Annotated in this window: 16 protein-coding genes; 3 read left to right on the top strand and 13 right to left on the bottom strand. The window is 63.5% G+C overall.

Features of this window, described 5'->3' with window-relative positions:
- Positions 1 to 49: 49 nt before the first annotated feature.
- The 3 genes from ilvC to AC0L2U_RS01175 all read right to left on the bottom strand — a co-directional run bounded on the left by ilvC (position 50) and on the right by AC0L2U_RS01175 (position 2,354).
- The gene (ilvC, locus tag AC0L2U_RS01185; protein WP_013531065.1) at positions 50 to 1,069 is read right to left on the bottom strand and encodes a ketol-acid reductoisomerase; all 1,020 of its coding nucleotides are present in this window, start codon (positions 1,067 to 1,069) and stop codon (positions 50 to 52) included.
- Positions 1,070 to 1,094: 25 nt separating this feature from the next.
- Positions 1,095 to 1,748, bottom strand: coding sequence for a TetR/AcrR family transcriptional regulator (locus AC0L2U_RS01180; RefSeq protein WP_127398661.1), 654 nt, complete (start codon positions 1,746 to 1,748; stop codon positions 1,095 to 1,097).
- Positions 1,749 to 1,895: 147 nt separating this feature from the next.
- On the bottom strand, positions 1,896 to 2,354 hold the full coding sequence (locus AC0L2U_RS01175; protein WP_127398663.1) for a MarR family winged helix-turn-helix transcriptional regulator: 459 nt from the start codon (positions 2,352 to 2,354) through the stop codon (positions 1,896 to 1,898).
- A 94-nt stretch (positions 2,355 to 2,448) separates the two neighbouring features.
- Here AC0L2U_RS01175 and AC0L2U_RS01170 point away from each other — a divergent pair, with 94 nt between their 5' ends.
- A complete protein-coding gene (locus AC0L2U_RS01170) occupies positions 2,449 to 3,174 on the top strand; it encodes a glutathione S-transferase family protein (protein ID WP_127810050.1) in 726 nt (241 codons plus the stop codon).
- On the opposite strand, the gene AC0L2U_RS01165 is transcribed toward AC0L2U_RS01170, so the two are convergent.
- Both AC0L2U_RS01165 and AC0L2U_RS01160 read right to left on the bottom strand, forming a co-directional pair.
- Complete coding sequence (locus tag AC0L2U_RS01165) at positions 3,122 to 4,303, bottom strand: FAD-dependent oxidoreductase (RefSeq protein WP_292696535.1); 1,182 nt, start codon at positions 4,301 to 4,303, stop codon at positions 3,122 to 3,124. The genes AC0L2U_RS01170 and AC0L2U_RS01165 overlap by 53 nt on opposite strands.
- Before the next feature lie 135 nt (positions 4,304 to 4,438).
- Positions 4,439 to 4,849, bottom strand: coding sequence for a winged helix-turn-helix transcriptional regulator (locus tag AC0L2U_RS01160; RefSeq protein ID WP_127269397.1), 411 nt, complete (start codon positions 4,847 to 4,849; stop codon positions 4,439 to 4,441).
- Between the two features lie 135 nt (positions 4,850 to 4,984).
- On the opposite strand from AC0L2U_RS01160, the gene AC0L2U_RS01155 reads away from it, so the two are divergent.
- Positions 4,985 to 5,878 carry an SDR family oxidoreductase gene (locus AC0L2U_RS01155; protein WP_473601303.1) on the top strand — a complete coding sequence of 298 codons (894 nt, stop codon included), beginning with the start codon at positions 4,985 to 4,987 and terminating at the stop codon, positions 5,876 to 5,878.
- A gap of 58 nt (positions 5,879 to 5,936) precedes the next feature.
- On the opposite strand, the gene AC0L2U_RS01150 is transcribed toward AC0L2U_RS01155, so the two are convergent.
- Entirely contained in the window at positions 5,937 to 7,856 is a 1,920-nt protein-coding gene (locus AC0L2U_RS01150) for a potassium transporter Kup (protein WP_127272417.1), read from the bottom strand.
- Between the two features lie 104 nt (positions 7,857 to 7,960).
- Positions 7,961 to 8,701 carry a pyridoxine 5'-phosphate synthase gene (locus tag AC0L2U_RS01145; RefSeq protein WP_473601365.1) on the bottom strand — a complete coding sequence of 247 codons (741 nt, stop codon included), beginning with the start codon at positions 8,699 to 8,701 and terminating at the stop codon, positions 7,961 to 7,963.
- A 135-nt stretch (positions 8,702 to 8,836) separates the two neighbouring features.
- Between AC0L2U_RS01145 and AC0L2U_RS01140 the strand changes: the two genes are divergently transcribed.
- Entirely contained in the window at positions 8,837 to 9,259 is a 423-nt protein-coding gene (locus tag AC0L2U_RS01140) for a SpoIIAA family protein (protein ID WP_127271116.1), read from the top strand.
- Here the strand turns inward: AC0L2U_RS01140 and AC0L2U_RS01135 are convergent.
- The 6 genes from AC0L2U_RS01135 to AC0L2U_RS01110 all read right to left on the bottom strand — a co-directional run bounded on the left by AC0L2U_RS01135 (position 9,252) and on the right by AC0L2U_RS01110 (position 16,644).
- Positions 9,252 to 10,379, bottom strand: coding sequence for an ATP-dependent DNA helicase (locus AC0L2U_RS01135; RefSeq protein WP_027034850.1), 1,128 nt, complete (start codon positions 10,377 to 10,379; stop codon positions 9,252 to 9,254). The two genes, AC0L2U_RS01140 and AC0L2U_RS01135, sit on opposite strands and share 8 nt — an antisense overlap.
- Positions 10,380 to 10,523: 144 nt before the next feature.
- Entirely contained in the window at positions 10,524 to 10,883 is a 360-nt protein-coding gene (locus AC0L2U_RS01130) for a nitrile hydratase accessory protein (protein WP_128308251.1), read from the bottom strand.
- On the bottom strand, positions 10,870 to 11,529 hold the full coding sequence (gene nthB / locus AC0L2U_RS01125) for a nitrile hydratase subunit beta (protein WP_473601302.1): 660 nt from the start codon (positions 11,527 to 11,529) through the stop codon (positions 10,870 to 10,872). The genes AC0L2U_RS01130 and nthB overlap by 14 nt, the downstream gene beginning before the upstream one ends.
- Positions 11,526 to 12,149: a nitrile hydratase subunit alpha gene (gene nthA, locus AC0L2U_RS01120; protein ID WP_128289200.1), complete on the bottom strand. Its 624-nt coding sequence runs from the start codon at positions 12,147 to 12,149 to the stop codon at positions 11,526 to 11,528. The genes nthB and nthA overlap by 4 nt, the downstream gene beginning before the upstream one ends.
- Positions 12,150 to 12,229: 80 nt before the next feature.
- A complete protein-coding gene (locus AC0L2U_RS01115) occupies positions 12,230 to 15,391 on the bottom strand; it encodes an efflux RND transporter permease subunit (RefSeq protein WP_473601301.1) in 3,162 nt (1,053 codons plus the stop codon).
- Positions 15,388 to 16,644, bottom strand: coding sequence for an efflux RND transporter periplasmic adaptor subunit (locus AC0L2U_RS01110; RefSeq protein WP_473601300.1), 1,257 nt, complete (start codon positions 16,642 to 16,644; stop codon positions 15,388 to 15,390). Before AC0L2U_RS01110 ends, AC0L2U_RS01115 begins: the two co-directional genes overlap by 4 nt.
- Positions 16,645 to 16,824: the final 180 nt, after the last annotated feature.

Here is a 16,824-nt window from a genome sequence, read left to right as displayed (position 1 = left end):
GCCGTTTTTTGTTCTGGAAGCCGCTGTTTCGAGCGCTTGTGGATTTCGCTCAGTTCTTGGCCTTGTCGACCAGCTTGTTCTTGGAAATCCAGGGCATCATCGCGCGCAGCTTGGCGCCGACTTCCTCGATCTGGTGGCTGTCATTGTTGCGGCGGATGCCCTTGAAGCGGGACATGCCGGCGCGGTATTCCTGCATCCACTCCGAGGTGAATTTTCCCGTCTGGATGTCCTTCAGCACGCGCTTCATCTCGGCCTTGGTCTCGGCGGTGATGATGCGCGGGCCCGAGACATATTCGCCCCATTCGGCGGTGTTCGAGATCGAGTAGTTCATGTTGGCGATGCCGCCTTCATAGATCAAGTCGACGATCAGCTTGACCTCGTGCAGGCACTCGAAATAGGCCATCTCAGGCGCGTAGCCGGCTTCCACCAGCGTCTCGAAACCGGCCCGGATCAGCTCGACCAGACCGCCGCACAGCACGACCTGCTCGCCGAACAGGTCGGTCTCGCATTCCTCGCGGAAATTGGTCTCGATGATGCCCGAACGGCCGCCGCCGACGCCGCAGGCGTAGGACAGGGCCAGGTCGAGCGCATTGCCCGAGGCGTCCTGGTTGACGGCGACCAGGCACGGCACGCCGCCGCCCTTCTGGTATTCGCCGCGCACCGTGTGGCCGGGACCCTTCGGCGCGATCATGACGACGTCGACCGTCGACTTCGGCTCGATCAGGCCGAAATGCACGTTGAGGCCGTGCGCGAAGGCGATAGCGGCACCATCGCGGATATTCGGCGCGATCTCGTTCTTGTAGATGTCGGCCTGCAGCTCGTCGGGCGTTGCCATCATCATCAGGTCGGCCCATTTGGCGGCGTCGGCCACGCTCATCACCTTGAGCCCATCGGCTTCGACCTTCTTGGCGGTCGCCGAACCGGCCTTGAGACCGATGGCGATTTCCTTGGCGCCGGAATCCTTGAGGTTGAGCGCGTGCGCCCTGCCTTGGCTGCCATAGCCAATGATGGCGACCTTCTTGCCCTTGATCAGATTGAGATCGGCATCACGATCGTAATAGACGCGCATTTTGTCTTCCTTCCCGTTTTATGAATCAGAGGCCCTGCGGCCCGGTTTTTGCTCCGAAAAGAGCGAGAAACTGCTGCGTCGCGCGCGCGGCATCGCCGCCGATCGCCGCCTCAGTCAATTCCAGCCGGTCGCCAAGCAGCAGACGGATCTGCACGTCGCGGGCGACCAGCCCGAAAAAGGTGCGGAACGCCGTCTCGGCATCCGCAAAATCCAAAAGCCCGGTCCGTCGGCCGGCCTCAAGCACCGGCTTCAACCGTTTGGCCAATGCGAAGCGGCCGTTCTCAAGCACCACGGCGCCGAGATTGTCCTTACCCGAACCGGCATGGCTGACCGCCACCCGGTTGAGCGCAATCGAGGTGTCACTGGAGATCACCTTAAGCCAGTCCGAGGCAAAGCGTTCGAGGCTTGCGGTCAGCGAGGCAAGATCGAGCCCCTTGCCGTCAACCGGCGCCACCCGCACTTTCGAGGCCTGCCACTGCACCGTCGCCGTCAGCAGCCCGTCACGGTCGCCGAACCATTTGTAGAGCGTTTCCTTGGAGCAGCTGGCGCGGCGCGCCACGGCGGTCATGGTCAGTTGATCGCCCTCTTCGACCAGCAGCCGCAACGCTGCGTCGAGCACGGCCTTCTGTCGCTCTGTCAGCGCTTCGCTGGTGTCGATCTCGGGCACGCTGTGCAACACGCTCTTCTCTCGAAAGGTCGGGCCACCGGTCATTCCGATATGCCGTACCGTACGTTACGGTTCGGCATATTGCGCAATCCGAGGCCGCGCGCAAGAGGGCGGGCGCAAAATATCTGCAAGTGATGCGTTGCCGCGCGACAAGCCTCGCTAATCGGAGGCTGGCGGATGGCGCAATCGTCCAAGCAGTGCGGAGACCCTGGTCAATTCATCCGCCGACAGTTTGGCGCCAACCAGTTCGGTGATCGACCGTCCGTAGACAGCCCACATCTGGCGGCGTGTCTCGCGGCCCTTGGCGGTGATGCGGATGGTCTGGCCACGACCATCATCGGCCACCGTCAGTTTCTCGACGAGCCCATCGGCCTCGAGCCGGGCCAGCAGGCGCGAAATGTTGTATTGCGCGAACAGAGTGCGCTCGATGAGCTGGAACGGCCGCAGCCCGCCCTCGCCCGCCTCAGCGAGCTCATGCAGCACGTCGTACCAGGCAAGCGGCGGCAGGCCGGCGGCCTTCAACGCTTCTTCAGCGCTTTCCATCAGCTGGCGCGAAACGCGCATCAGGCGAGCCCAGGCCTTGATGGCTTCTGGCGAAGGCGTGGCTTTCTCGGTCATGGCCAAGCATAGGCAGTAGATGCATTTGCATCAAGCTTGACGATCGATGCATGTGCATCTATATAGATGCAAATGCATTAACCTTGGAAACCTCATGGCACACAAGCTCATCCTCGTCAGCCATCACCTCTGCCCCTATGTGCAGCGCGCCGCGATTTCGCTGGCCGAAAAGGGCGTGCCGTTCGAGCGCATCGATATCGACCTGGCCAACAAACCGGATTGGTTCAAAGCGATCTCGCCGCTCGGCAAGGTGCCGCTGCTGCGCGTACAGCGAAATGGCGAGGAAACGGTCATCTTCGAATCGGCCGTCATCCTCGAATTCCTTGAAGAGACGCAAGCCAATCCCCTCCACCCTGCCGACCCCTATGCCCGCGCCCGTCATCGCGCCTGGATCGAGTTCGGTTCGGCAACCCTCAACGCCATCCGCCGGTTCTATTCAGCCTCGACCGAAGCTGGCTTCCTGGCCGAATCCAGCGCGCTGTCCGCCATGTTCGATCGCCTCGAAGCCGAGCTGGCGGACGAGCCCGGCGGACCCTGGTTCGCCAGCAAGCACTTTTCGCTGGTCGACGCCGTTTACGGTCCGGTCTTCCGCTACCTCGATGTCTTCGACCGCATCGGTGATTTCGGCATTCTGGACGGCAAACCGCTCGTCCGAGCCTGGCGCAAAACGTTGAGTGAGCGCCCGTCGATCAGGCAAGCCGTGGCGCCGGACTATCCGCAGCGCCTGCATGCTTTCCTGCAAGCGAAGGGATCGCACCTTTCAGGCCTCATTGGCCAAAACGATCCAGCCACTTCGCCTCCGTCAGCCCAATTCGCTTGAACGGGTCGATCACTGTTCCCGCCACCATTGAGGCGAGAAACTGCGGCGCCGGCGGGATTTTTGCCACCGTCGCCACCAGCCTGTCGCGGATGAAGGGCAGCGCCACCGAATCCGACTGGTAGAACGGCGTGAATGCCAGCGACAGCGCCTGGAAGATGCGGACATGCCAGCGCCGCGCCTTCGCATAGGCCTCCAGTGCTGCCTCGACGTTTGACGCCCGCACCAGCGCATGGCTGAGCGCCGCCGCGTCGAGCAGCGCCATGTTGCCCCCTTGCCCGAGTTGCGGACTGGTGGAATGCGCCGCGTCGCCGATGACGGCCACTCGCCTACCGGCCGGAAGCTTCATCGTGTGGTGGCCGTAGCGGGCCAGCGAGAGCTGGTCGAAACTGTCGATCTGGCTGGTGTATGCCTCGCTCTGCGGCCACAGCCGGACCACCCTCTCCTTCCAGGCGTTCAGGCCGCGAACGCGCACCTCATCGGCATCCGACGGCTTCAGGCTCCAGAAGAAGGCCGCCATCTTTTCAGCGCCCGGCTGCGGCCGGCCGATCGGCAGCACGCCGATCATCACGCTCGCTTTGTCGTAGCGTTGCAGCAGCGCGTGCTCGTCGAAACCATCGCCGCGCCAGCCGAGCGAGGCCCAGAACGCGCCATAGGTGAGTGGCCGCGGCTCGCCTGGAGCGCTTTCGCGGCGCAGTTTCGAGCGCGAACCGCTGGCGTCGACGACCAGATCGAACGGCCCTGCCCTCCGCCCGTTGCCACAGATCAGCGTCGCCCGTTCGCCGGTCTCCAGGGCCTCGATCTCGACGCCGATCTCGATGGCGATCGCCTCGCTCTGCGCGGCGCGGAAAAGCACGCCGAACAAAGCCGCCCGGTGCACCGCCAGCCCGAAGCGGCCACCGCGTTGCGCATCGTAGCGGACATCGAGCACGGTACGGCCAGTGGAAGCATCCGCGCCATGCAGGCGGTCGATGCGGCTGCCCAGCGCCAGTATGTCGGGAAGCAGGCCAAGATCGGCCAGCACCGTCAGCCCTGTCGGCTGCAGGATCAGCCCGGAGCCGACCGGCTTCGGTTCATCGAAGCGCTCGAAGACCGTGACCCGATGCCCGGCACGCTTGAGATAGAGCGCCACGGCCAGTCCCGCCGGCCCGGCGCCTGCAATTGCGATATCATAGGAAATGCCAGTGCCCCCAAAGCCGGATTGGCCGGGACAATCCTTCAGCGGCGGGACGAAATCAAGCCGTCACCAACGGCTTTGCGCCGCAGGTCAGCCCTGGGCGGCATCAAAATCGGCGCGTGCGCCGCGCACCGCATCATGATTGAGCTCGGCCCACAGGATCAGCTGATGCAAGGCGCCGAACATCGAATGCCCGAGATCGGTCAGGCTGTACTCGACGCTCGGCGGCTTGGTCGGGAACACCTCGCGATGCACATAGCCGTCGCGCTGCAAATCGTAGAGCGTCTGCGTCAGCATGCGCTGTGAAATGTCCGGCACCAGCCGCCGCAACTCGCCGAAGCGATAGGGCTGCTCGGCCAAAGCCATCATCAGCAGCGAGCTCCATTTGCCGCTCACGCCCTGGATGACCTCGCGGACCGGACAATTGGCGAAGTTGCCGCCGCCGGAGACCGCCTTGTAGACCTCCAACTTCGATCTCAGATTGACGATCTTGCTGTCCACCGCTGGTTCCCTGCGCGTGCCTACCTCCCGAAAAACTGCCTTCTTTACGGCTCTGGGTCAATTCCTATTTTAGTGCTGGTCTCTTTTTGAGACCGCCACTCGAACCGCCTTAGCGGCGCAACGTCAGGATCTTCCATGACCCAAACCCTTCTCGTCACCGGCGCTTCCGGCCAGCTCGGCCGCGGCGTCATCAACCACCTGCTGGACACGTTCAAGGTCCCCGCGGGCCGGATCATCGCCACCACCCGCAATCCGGAAAACCTTGCCGAGTTGGCGGCGCGAGGCGTCATCACAAGGGCGGCTGACTTCGACGACACACTATCGTTGGAGGCTGCTTTCAAGGGCGCCGACAGGGTGCTGATCATCTCGACCGGCGAGATCGACCTGCTACACGGCAAGCGCCTGAGGCAGCACCAGAACGCGGTTGCCGCCGCTAAAAAGGCCGGTGTTTCCCACCTTCTCTACACCTCGATGCCCAACCCGGAACCGGTTTCGCCGGTGCTGTTTGCCAATGATCACTACGGCACCGAGCAGGCGATCAAAGCGAGCGGCATCCCCTATACGATCTTCCGCAACGGCTGGTACCAGGAGAACCTGTTCATGGCCCTGCCGCACGCGATCGCTTCGGGAAAATGGTACACGTCCGCCGGCGACGGCCGCATGGCGCACGGTGCGCGCGACGACATGGCGGCAGCGATCGCCGCCGGCCTCGTTGCCGCATCAAGCGAAAGCGAAACCTACACCTTGACCGGCCCGCAGGCCTACACGACGGCCGAGATCGCCGCCCTGGTAAGCGAGGTCACCGGCAAGCCGCTCGATGTCGTGCAGGTTCCGGATGAAGCTTTGACCGAAGGTGTGAAGGCCGCTGGCGTTCCGGAGGACTTTGCCCGCATCATTGTGTCGTTCGACGCCAACACGCGCGCCGGCCGTATCGCCATGGTGACCGACGCAATCGAGTCGCTTTCGGGCAGGACGCCAAAGACGTTGAAGCAATTCCTCGAGGCGAACAAGGTCGCCCTGGCCGGTTGAAGCGGAGTGACATGGACTGTGCCGTGAGGCACAGTCCATTCGCCGATCCGGCATGTGCCTAGATCGCCACCTGCGTGCCGATCTCGACCACGCGCCCGGTCGGGATCTGAAAGTACTCCGTCGCGTCGGCCGCCGTGCGGGCCAGGCCGATGAACAGCCGGTCCTGCCACACCGGCATGCCGGAATTGGGCGAGGCCTTGAGCGAACGCCGCGACAGGAAGAACGAGGTCGTCATGATGTCGAACTTCCAGCCCTGCTTGCGGCAGATCGCCAGTGCGCGCGGGATGTTGGGCTGCTCCATGTAGCCGAAGGTCAGCGTCACGCGCATGAACAGCTCGTTGACGGTCTCCATCTTGACCCGGTCGCTGTCGGGCACCACCGGCTGCGGCGCGGTCACCACCGAAAGGATGACGTTCTGCTCATGCAGCACCTTGTAGTGCTTCAGGCTGTGCATCAGTGCGGTTGGCGCACTGAGCGGATCGCTGGTCAGGAACACGGCGGTGCCTGACACCAGCTGAGGCTTCTTCTTCAACAGATTGCCGGCGAGGAAATCCAGCGGGATCTCGTTGCGTCGGGTCTTGTCGAACAGATAGCGGCTGCCGCGCACCCAGGTCCACATGGCCAGCACGACGGTGAAGGCCACGGCCAGCGAGGCCCAGCCGCCCTCGAACACCTTGACGATGTTGGAAGCAAAGAAGCCGACATCGATGAAGCCGAACAGCGCCGTAAGCGAGATTGCCACCCACAGCCGCCATTTCCAGATGCGCGTCATGACGACATAGAGCAGCACCGTCGTCACCAGCATGTTGCCGGTCACCGAAATACCGTAGGCCGACGCCAGCCTGCTGGACTCGCCGAAGCCGACCACCAGCATCATCACCACCAGCGCCAGCAGAAGATTGACGCGCGGCATGTAGATCTGGCCGGACTGTTTCTCCGACGTGTGCAGGATTTCGAGCCGCGGCAGCATGTTGAGCTGCACCGCCTGCCTGGTCAGCGAGAACGCGCCTGATATCACCGCCTGGCTGGCGATGACGGTAGCGGCGGTCGCCAGCACGACCATCGGGATCAGCGTCCAGCCTTCGTTCATCTCGAAGAACGGATGGCCGACGACGCCATTCTTGGCCAGCACGAAGGCACCCTGCCCGGCATAATTGAGCAGCAGGCAGGGAAACACGATCGCCAGCCAGGCCAGCACGATCGGCTTGCGGCCGAAATGGCCGAGATCGGCATAGAGCGCTTCGGCGCCGGTCACGGCGAGAAAGATGGCGCCGATGGTCACGAAGGCGACATCGGGCGAATTGATCAGGAAGGCGACGATGTAGTGCGGGCTCACCGCCCACAGGATTTCCGGATCGGCGATGATGTGGTTGAGGCCGGAAAGGCCGATGGCCAGGAACCATACCGCGGTCACCGGGCCGAACACCAATCCCACCCCGCCCGTGCCAAAGCGCTGCACCGCGAACACCATGGCAAGGATGACCAATGTCAGCGGCACGACATAGGGCTGGAAGGTCGGCGTGACGACATTCATGCCCTCAACCGCCGACAGCACCGAAATCGCCGGTGTGATGACGGCGTCACCGAAGAAAAGCGATGCCCCGACGATGCCGATAGCGAGCATCAATGCTGAACGCTTGGGGAAACTGCCGCGCGCCAGCGCCATCAGCGACAGCACGCCGCCCTCGCCGCGGTTGTCGGCGCGCAGCACGAACATGATGTATTTGATGGTGACGATGATCGTCAGCGACCAGATGATCAGCGACAGCACGCCGAGAATATCGCCGCGCTGGGCGACATTGCCGCCCGACGACGCCACCAGCGCCTCGCGAAAGGCGTAGATCGGGCTGGTGCCGATATCCCCATAGACGACACCGAGCGCGCCCAGCATCAGAACCTTGGTGCTGTGCTGTTCGACTTCCGAATGGCTCGATTGTTCGACGGGTTCTGCCTCACTACCAGTGTTGGTAAGGGCCATGGACGACACTCCGATAAGCGCGCGGTGCTCTACGCTTGCTGCGATGCAATATCAAGTGCCGTCGCGTAATGGCTGCCATGCCTGCCGCGCCAGGCTGCCCATCGCTACCATCCGCAGGCCTTGAGGAACCGACCCACCGTGCCGGCCATGCCATACTCCAACGCGTCGGCTGTCAACCCATGTCCGATCGACACTTCGGCCAATGCCGGAATGCGCTTGACCAGCGCCGGCAGATTGCCGACCACCAGATCGTGCCCGGCATTGACCTGCAGCCCGGCGGCAAGCGCAGCGTCAGCGGTTTTTCCCAATCTTTCCAGCTCCTTGGCCGCTTTGGCGGAATCTGTGTGATAGCTGCCATATGGACCAGTATAGAGCTCGATGCGATCGGCACCGGTGTCGCGTGCGGCCGCCACCCAATCGGGATCAGGGTCGGAAAACAGCGACACGCGAAAGCCCCCTTTTTTCAAGCGTTTGACGATCGGTGTAAGGAACGCGGCCTGGGTGGCGAAGTTCCAGCCATGGTCCGATGTCGCCTGGGCCGGATCGTCCGGCACCAAAGTCACCTGCTCAGGCTGATGCTTTTCCACAAGCAACAGGAAATCCTCGGTTGGATAGCCTTCGATGTTGAATTCCGCGCGCGGAAACTCGTCGTCGATCAGCAACCGAATCTCAGGCAGATCGGAGCGTCTTGTGTGCCGCTCGTCGGGACGCGGATGCACCGTCAGCCCATGCGCCCCGGCCGCCAGCGCAATGCGGCCGAGGCCGGTCACGCTTGGCCACGGCAGGTCGCGGCGGTTGCGCAGCATGGCGATGGCATTGAGGTTGACGGAGAGCTTTGCAGGCATGCGGGCGGCCTCGGAAATCATTCAACGCGCCCACCTATAATGCCTTTGACGGGAACAGTAATGCCTTTGGTGGGAACAGACTGGGGGTTTCGGGTGTTCCAAGCCTGATGAACGAGCCGGGAAAGGAAAGCGCCGATGAATTTTCTCGATGAGGTTCCGGCAATTCGCCGTATCGAGACCAGCCGCGACGACCTTTTCGCCATCGATGTCGTCGGGCACGTTTCCGCGGCCGACGGTGAAAATCTTTTCGGGCTGCTGGAGGCAGCCTATGCCCTGCATCCGCGCATCGATGTGCTGGTGCGCCTCGTCGACCACGATGGCGTCGACTGGGCCGACATCGCGGACGAGACCCTGAAGCAGGGCGCGATCCATGCATTGAAACATGTCGGCCGTTGCGCAACCATCGGCGAACCGGACTGGATAGCGGACGCACAACGCTTTCTGCCGTCCTCCCCGCCCGTTGAAATCAGGCACTTCAAGGCGGAGGACGAGGCCGCCGCCTGGCAATGGCTTGCCGCGCAGCCTATCGGAGCAACAGCATCCGGCGCCCCTACCTGACGATCGTCAGCCGCTCGGCCGCCCGCGTGATGGCGGTGTAGAGCCATCGCTGGCGGGTTTCCTTGAAGGCCCAGCTTTCATCGAACAGCACGATCTCGTTCCACTGCGAGCCCTGCGCCTTGTGCACGGTCAGCGCGTAGCCATAGTCGAAATCGTCGAAGCGCTTCTTCTGCTGCCACGGGATGTCGGCATCGGGATCCTCGAACGCCGCCTTGAGCAGCTTGATCTTGGCGACGCCGCGATCCGGATCGTCCTCTTCCGGCGACACCAGAAGGTTGATGCCGGGCTTCACCGTCTCGCGCGACGAGGTCATCACCTTCCACAGCGAGCCGTTGAGCAGGCCCTTGGCCGGATCGTTGCGCAGGCAGACGAGCTTGTCGCCGGCCTGCGGATAATCGGCGTTGAAGCCCTTGAGCTCGCGCAGCCGCTGATTGTAGCGGCGACGCGTGCGGTTGGTGCCGACCAGCACCTGGTCCGCCTTCAGCACCAGCTCCTGGGTAACGTCTTCCTTGCCGATCACCTGCGCCGTGCCATAGTCGCCACGCATGAATTCACGGCCCTCGCGCACATCGAGCGCCAGCCGCAGGATCGGGTTGTCGCGCGCCTGCCGGTGGATTTCGGTCAGCAAAAAATCCGGCTCGTGGTCGGTGAAGAAGCCGCCACCCGAGATCGGCGGCAGCTGACCGGGGTCGCCCAGCACCAGGATCGGCGTGCCGAAACTCATCAGGTCGCGGCCGAGCTGCTCGTCGACCATCGAGCATTCGTCGATGACGACCAGTTTCGCCCGCGTAATCGGGCTCTGGCGGTTAAGCGAGAAGGTCGGCGACATCGAGGTCTTGCCGGTGACCTCGTCCGATACCGATTCCTCGCCCTTCGGCCGATAGATCAGCGAATGAATGGTGCGCGCATTGACCGCGCCCTTGGAGCGCAGCACCTGCGCCGCCTTGCCGGTGAAGGCGGCGAACTGCACCTGGCCGTCGACATGTTCGGCGAAATACCGCGCCAGCGTCGTCTTGCCGGTGCCGGCATAGCCGAACAGCCGGAACAGCTGCGGCTGGCCGGTCTTCAGCCATTGGGCGACCGCCTTCAGCGCGTCGTCCTGTTGGGGAGAGAATTCCATCAGCGCGAGAGACCGGATTCGCAAGGGAAAGACAAGACAGCCGCCACCATCATCGATGCGCCGGGACGCTTCAATGCCGCCGACGGGTCAGGCTATCAGGCGCAGACAAGAACGTAAAGGGAACATACAAGCTCACCCCATACCTTATCGAATCGGCTGGGGATCGTTTTCCAGCAGGATCGGCTTGCCGTGCGGCGTGGCATGCGCGGCGCGCTCCCAGGCTTCAGCCATAGCGTCGACATCCGACTTGGCGGCCAGCCCTTTGGTGGCAAGCAGGCTTTCAAGCGCGGCCAGCCAATGTTCGTAATAGTCATGGCCGTCAGCCGCGGCGCCTGGCTTCCTCACTTCGATCGACAGCGCCTGCGCCCACTCGCTCCACGAAAACAGGCCCTTGTCGTGCAACGCCACCGTCATGGCGAACGCCTCAGCCTGCCACGGCTCGGCAAACACCGGCGCATCGACGCCCGGCGGCAGCTCGGGCAGATCCGTATCACGCCGGCTCAAGATAGCTCTCCCAGGCGTCTATCGACACGCTTAGCGTCGGGTCGGCGCCCTCGCCCCAGATTTCCGGCCCTTCGAAAACCACGGTGTAGACCCATTGCGGATTTTCGCCGTGTCCATGCGCGTTGCTGTCGGGGAACACGAAACCGTCGTGCACCGTCTCAATCACCCCTTGCTTGGCGCGCGCATAGCGCGGCAGCCGCGTGTGGCCGGTCGGGTTGAAATTCTTGGTCCGCACGGGATCGCCGGCCTTGAACCGCGCCGGCCGCGCCACCGGCCGGTCGCAAGGACCACCCTTGGCCAGCACCCCAGGCGCATTTTCTGCCTTCAGCACCCTCTTGGGCGTCGCTGCCGGATCGACTGCCTTGCCCGCTTCAAGATCGCGCTCGCTGACGAAGCCATGGCGCTTCAACAGCACCTCCAGCGCCTTGATCCATATCTGGTAGTAGCTCGATGAATAGTAGACAGCCGGATGCAGCGATTCCCGCGCGTGCCGGCTCTCGTCGATGTTCCACGCGCCCATGGCGCCGGCAGTCAGCGTCACGCCGAGCGCCCGCCTTTCCCATGCGGCATGGAAATACGGCTCGTCCTTTTCGGGCGCGACGGGGCCGAACCCCATCTGCCCGCCGAGATCGTGCGGCCCGTTCATGCCGGCTGCCCCTCTATTTCAGGTCTTTGGGCCAGGCCGGTCCCGATCATCGCGTCACGGCTGACCAGCTCCGCCAGCCGCTCCTCGCTCCAGCCCTCGGTGCCCTCAGGCCGCATCGGCACGACGAGATAGCGCAGCTCCGCGGTCGAATCCCAGACGCGTATTTTTGTCCCGGCCGGCAGCGTCAGTCCAAATTCTTCCAGCACGCCGCGCGGATCGATCACCGCGCGCGAACGATAGGGCGGCGCCTTGTACCAGACCGGCGGCAGGCCGAGCACCGACCACGGATAGCAGGAGCACAGCGTGCAGACGACGAGATTGTGCGTCTCCTCGGTGTTGAACACCGCCTGCATGTGCTCGCCTTGGCGGCCGGTATAGCCCCGCGATTCGATCGCCGCCGTCGCGTCGAGCTTCAGCCAGTCGGCAAAGCCAGGATCGCTCCAGGCTTTCGCCACCACCCTGGCGCCATTGCGCGGGCCGATCTTCGTCTCGTAGGTGTCGACGATGACGTCGATCGCGGCCGGATCGATCAGCCCCTTCTGAGTGAGGATGGTTTCCAGCGCGCGCACGCGGGCGGCAAACGGATCGAGTTCGTTGTCGTGGTCATGATCGTGTGACATGGCCGCAAACTACGTTTCCAGTGATGCCGCCGCAAGCGCAACGGCTTGGGCCAACGGCACATGGCGCTGGCCCTGTCACATCATTCGGCCGCCGCCTGCTGCGGTTCTGGCAGCATGTCTTCCCTAGGCTTGAACAGCGAGGGCTGATCCCCCGCTTCGACCGGGCCCGTCTCGCCCTTGCGCTTCGACCAGAGCCCGACCAGCCAGCCCGAGAAATTCTCCATGTAGACATAGATCACCGGCGTCACGAACAGGGTCAGTGCCTGCGAGGCAAGCAGGCCGCCGACAACGGCAACGCCCAGCGGCTGGCGCAGTTCGGCGCTGGCCCCGGTGCCGAGCGCAATCGGGAACGTGCCCATCAGCGCCGCCAGCGTCGTCATCATGATCGGCCTGAACCGCATCAGGCAGGCCTTGTGGATGGACTCGGTCGCGGACATGCCTTCTCGTCCCAGTTCAAGCGCGACGTCGACCATCATGATGCCGTTCTTCTTGACGATGCCGATCAGCATCAGGATGCCGATCACCGCGATAACAGACAGATCCATGCCGGCGAAGCGCAGCGCAACGACCGCTCCCAGCACGGCCGATGGCAGGCCGGTAAGGATGGTCAGCGGGTGGATGAAGCTCTCGTAGAGGATGCCGAGCACGATATAGATGGTCAGGATTGCGCCGCCGACCAGAAAACCCTGGTTGGCAAGAGAATCCTGGAAGGTCTTGGCCGTGCCGGCAAAGGTCGTCGAGATCACCGTCGGCATGCCGATCTGCTCCTTGAGCGCATTGATGCGCGTCACGCTGTCGCCCAGCGCCACGCCCTGCGGCAGATTGTAGGAGATGGTCACGGCTGGAAGCTGGCCGAGTTGGTTGACCGTCAGGGCGCCGGCAGTGCGATCGACCCGGGCGAAGGCGCCGAGCGGAACAAGACTGCCGCTCGCCGTCCTCATCTGGATGGCCAGCATCCGCTCGGGCGACCACTCGATTTTGGGGTCGAGCTCGGTGATGACTTCGTAGCTGTCGGCCGAACCGAAGATTGTCGAAACCTGGTCGGTGCCGAACCCGCCATAGAGGGCGGAGCGCAATGTGTCGGTGTCGATACCGAGCTGGGCGGCCTTGTCGCGATCCACCACCAGCGTAGCCTGCAGCGCATTGTTCTGCAGGTCGCTGGTGACGTCGGTGAAGTTCGCATGATCTGCGGCCATCGCGTCGTTCAGTTTCTGCGCCCAGATATCGGTCAGGCCGGTATCAAGGCCCTGAACCACGAGCTGGTAGGCGCTGGCCGACGACCGCGAGCCCAGCCTCAAATTCTGCACCGGCTGCATATAGGTCTCGATGCCCGCCACGCCGGCCAGTTGCTTGCGCAGATCCGAAAGCACCTTCTCGATATCGGGGCGCTGGTCCTTGCCCTTGAGCTGGACGAAAAGCTGCCCCTGGTTGAGCGCATTGTTGCCGCTGCCCGCCGACCACGCCACATGGTCGACATAGGGCGAATGCGAGAAGACACTGGCGACCTGTCCTTGCAGCCTGGACATGGCGTCGAAAGAGATGTCCTGACGTGCGATGGTGGTCACCGATATCTGGCCGATGTCCTCCTGCGGGAAGAAACCCTTCGGCGAAGTCTGGATCAGCCACACCGACGCTGCCGCGGTGCCGACGAAGACGAGAAACACCAGGAAGGTGTGCCGCAGGCAGAAACTCAAGACCCGGTCGTAGCCGCGGGTGACGAGGTCCGGCTTGTGCCCGGGGCCATGCTTGTCGCGGTCGGCTTTGGTCACCGACAGCAGCCGCGAGCACAGCATCGGCGTCAGCGTCAGCGACACGAACATCGACGCCAGGATGGCGACCGTCACCACGACGGCGAACTCGTTGAAGATGCGCCCGATGACGCCACCCATCAGCAGCACGGGGATGAACACCGCCACCAGAGAGATCGAGATCGAAATGATGGTGAAGCCGATTTCGCGCGCGCCCTTCAGCGATGCGTCGAAGGCCGACAGCCCGTCCTCCTCCATATGGCGGAAGATGTTTTCGAGCATCACGATGGCATCGTCGACGACGAGGCCGACCGCCAGCGTCAGGCCCATCAGCGATATGTTGTCGATGGAAAAGCCGAACAGGAACATCGCGCCGAGCGTGGCGATCAGCGAGATCGGCACCGCCACGGCCGGGATGATGGTCGCCGTCACCCGGCGCAGGAACACGAAGATCACCATGACCACCAGCGCGATGGTCAACAGCAGCGTGAACTGGACGTCATCGACGGCCTGACGGATCGAACTGGAGCGGTCGTTAAGCAGCTTGATGTCGGCGGCGGCCGGCATCTGGTCCTTGAAGGACGGCAGCATGGCCTTGACCTTGTCGACGACGTCGACGGTGTTGGCGTCGGGCTGGCGCTGCACCGCCATGATGATCGCGCGCGTACCGTCATACCAGCTCGCCGTGGTCGTCGTCTGCACCGAATCGACCACACGGGTCACCTCGCCCAACCGCACGGGGTGACCGTTTTTGGTGGCGATGATGATGTTGGAGAAGCCGGCGGCGTCGGTCAGCTGCGTGTTGGCGGTGATGGTAAGCTGCTGCTTGTCGTTCTGCAGCACGCCGAGCGGCGTGTTGCTGTTGGCCGAGGCGACCGCCGCCTGCAGCTGATCGATCGAGATGCCGCGCGCGGCAAGCGCGGTCGGGTCGATCTGGATGCGCACCGCGTATTTCTGTTGGCCGAAGATCGAGACCTGCGCCACGCCGTCTATGGTCGACAGCGACGGCGAGATGACATTTTCCGCGAAAGCATCGAGATCGGTCAGCGGAACCGTGTCGCTGACCAGCGACATCAAAAGGATCGGCGCGTCGGCCGGATTGACCTTGCGATAGCTCGGCGGCGCCGTCATCTGCGGCGGCAATGATTTCTGCGTGCGCGCGATCGCCGCCTGTACGTCGGCTGCTGCCGCGTCGATGTCGCGGTTGAGCACGAACTGGATGGCGATCGAGGTCTGGCCAAGCGAGTTCGTCGTCGAAATGGAATCGATGCCGGCGATGGTGGCGAACTGCTTGATCAGCGGGGTCGCCACCGAAGTGGCCATGGTTTCCGGCGAGGCGCCGGGCAGCGAAGCCGAGACGTTGACCACCGGGAATTCGGCGCTGGGCAGTGCCGCCACCGGCAGGAACTTGTAGGCGAACAGTCCGCCCAGCACGAGGGCGAACGACATCAGAAGGGTGGCGACAGGCCTGCGTATGCAGAATTCGGAGATCATTGGGCCGCCTCGCCGGCTTTGCTCGCCTCGGCCACCTTCGGCGCGGCATCGGCCGTGGCCTTGCCCTCATGCACCGCGGCGCCGTCCTTCAGCCTCGTCTGGCCCTCAGTGACAACTTTCTCGCCGCTTTTCAGCCCCTGGCTGACGGCGCTGTTGTCGCCTTCGGTCAGCGCCACCTGCACCGGCCGCATCTCGACCGTGTTGTCCGGCTTGACGACATAGACGAACGGCCCCTTCTGGCTTGGCTGCACCGCGACCGTGGGAACCGATGTCATCTGCGGCATGATGCCGGCGTCGAGCACGACATTCACATACTGGCCTGGCCATAGCGAAAGGTCGGCATTGGGAATGCTTGCCCGCGTGGCAATCGTGCCCGACGCGGTGTCGACGCTGGAGTCGACGAAATCGAGCGTGCCCTTGCCGATCGGCGTCGGATCGCCGTCCTTGGTCAGTGTCACCGCGCCCTGCTGCGGGTTGGCGAGCGCCTTGTGCAGCAGGGCCAGGTTACTCTCGGGAAGATTGAAGTTGACCTGCAGCGGGTCCATCTGGGTGATGGTCACCAGCGGGGTCGCCGTGCTGCTGTTGCCATTGCTGACGGTGACGAGATCGCCGACGGCGACGCTGACAGCACCCAGCCTGCCGGAAATCGGCGCCGTGATCGTGGCGAAGCCAAGCTGGACATTGTCGGCGTCGATTGTCGCCTTGTCGGCATCGACAGTCGCCGCGGCAGCCTTCTGCGCGGCGACGGCCTGGTCGTAGGTCTGCTGCGTTCCGGCCTGCTTGGCGACCAGATCCTTGGCGCGCTGGAGATCGGACTGCGAGCTGGCGAGCATCGCCTGATCCTTGGCCAGCGCCGCCTGGTCCTTGGCAAGCTGCGCCTTCAGCGCCCGGTCATCGAGCGAAAACAGCAGATCGCCGGTCTTGACCATCTGCCCGTCCTTGACGTCGATGGACACGATCTGGCTGGACACCCGCGCGTTGATGTTGACGACGGCGGGAGAGGAGACGAAGCCGATCGCATAACGCCGGATCGGGAAATCGGCTGTCGAGGCGACGGCCGAGAGGATGGAGGCCGAGCGCCCCGCATTGTCGGCCTTCTTGTCCGAAGCCGCGGCCTGTTTGTCCGGCGCGGCAACCTGCTTTGCGCCGATGATCTGCTGGACCCTGCCAAGCGCGTCAGGCGAAAGATAGAGCCACCCGGCCGCACCCAGGCAGGCGACGGCCAGCAACGAAAGAACGACTTTTCCACGCATGGTCAAAGGCCCTCTCCACCCGACACGTCGTGGTCCGATGGTTCTATTCCAACGCGGCCCGTTGCCGCGATTTCGCCGAATAGATAGGACACGCCTTTGTCGGAAAAGGGCCAAAAGGCGGCATTACGAAGATTTAATGTGCACTGCACAATGGATGTGCAACACGGGGCCTGGCTCCCG

The organism is Mesorhizobium sp. WSM4808 (genome assembly GCF_055811675.1).
This window is presented reverse-complemented; position numbering and strand designations above follow the sequence as displayed.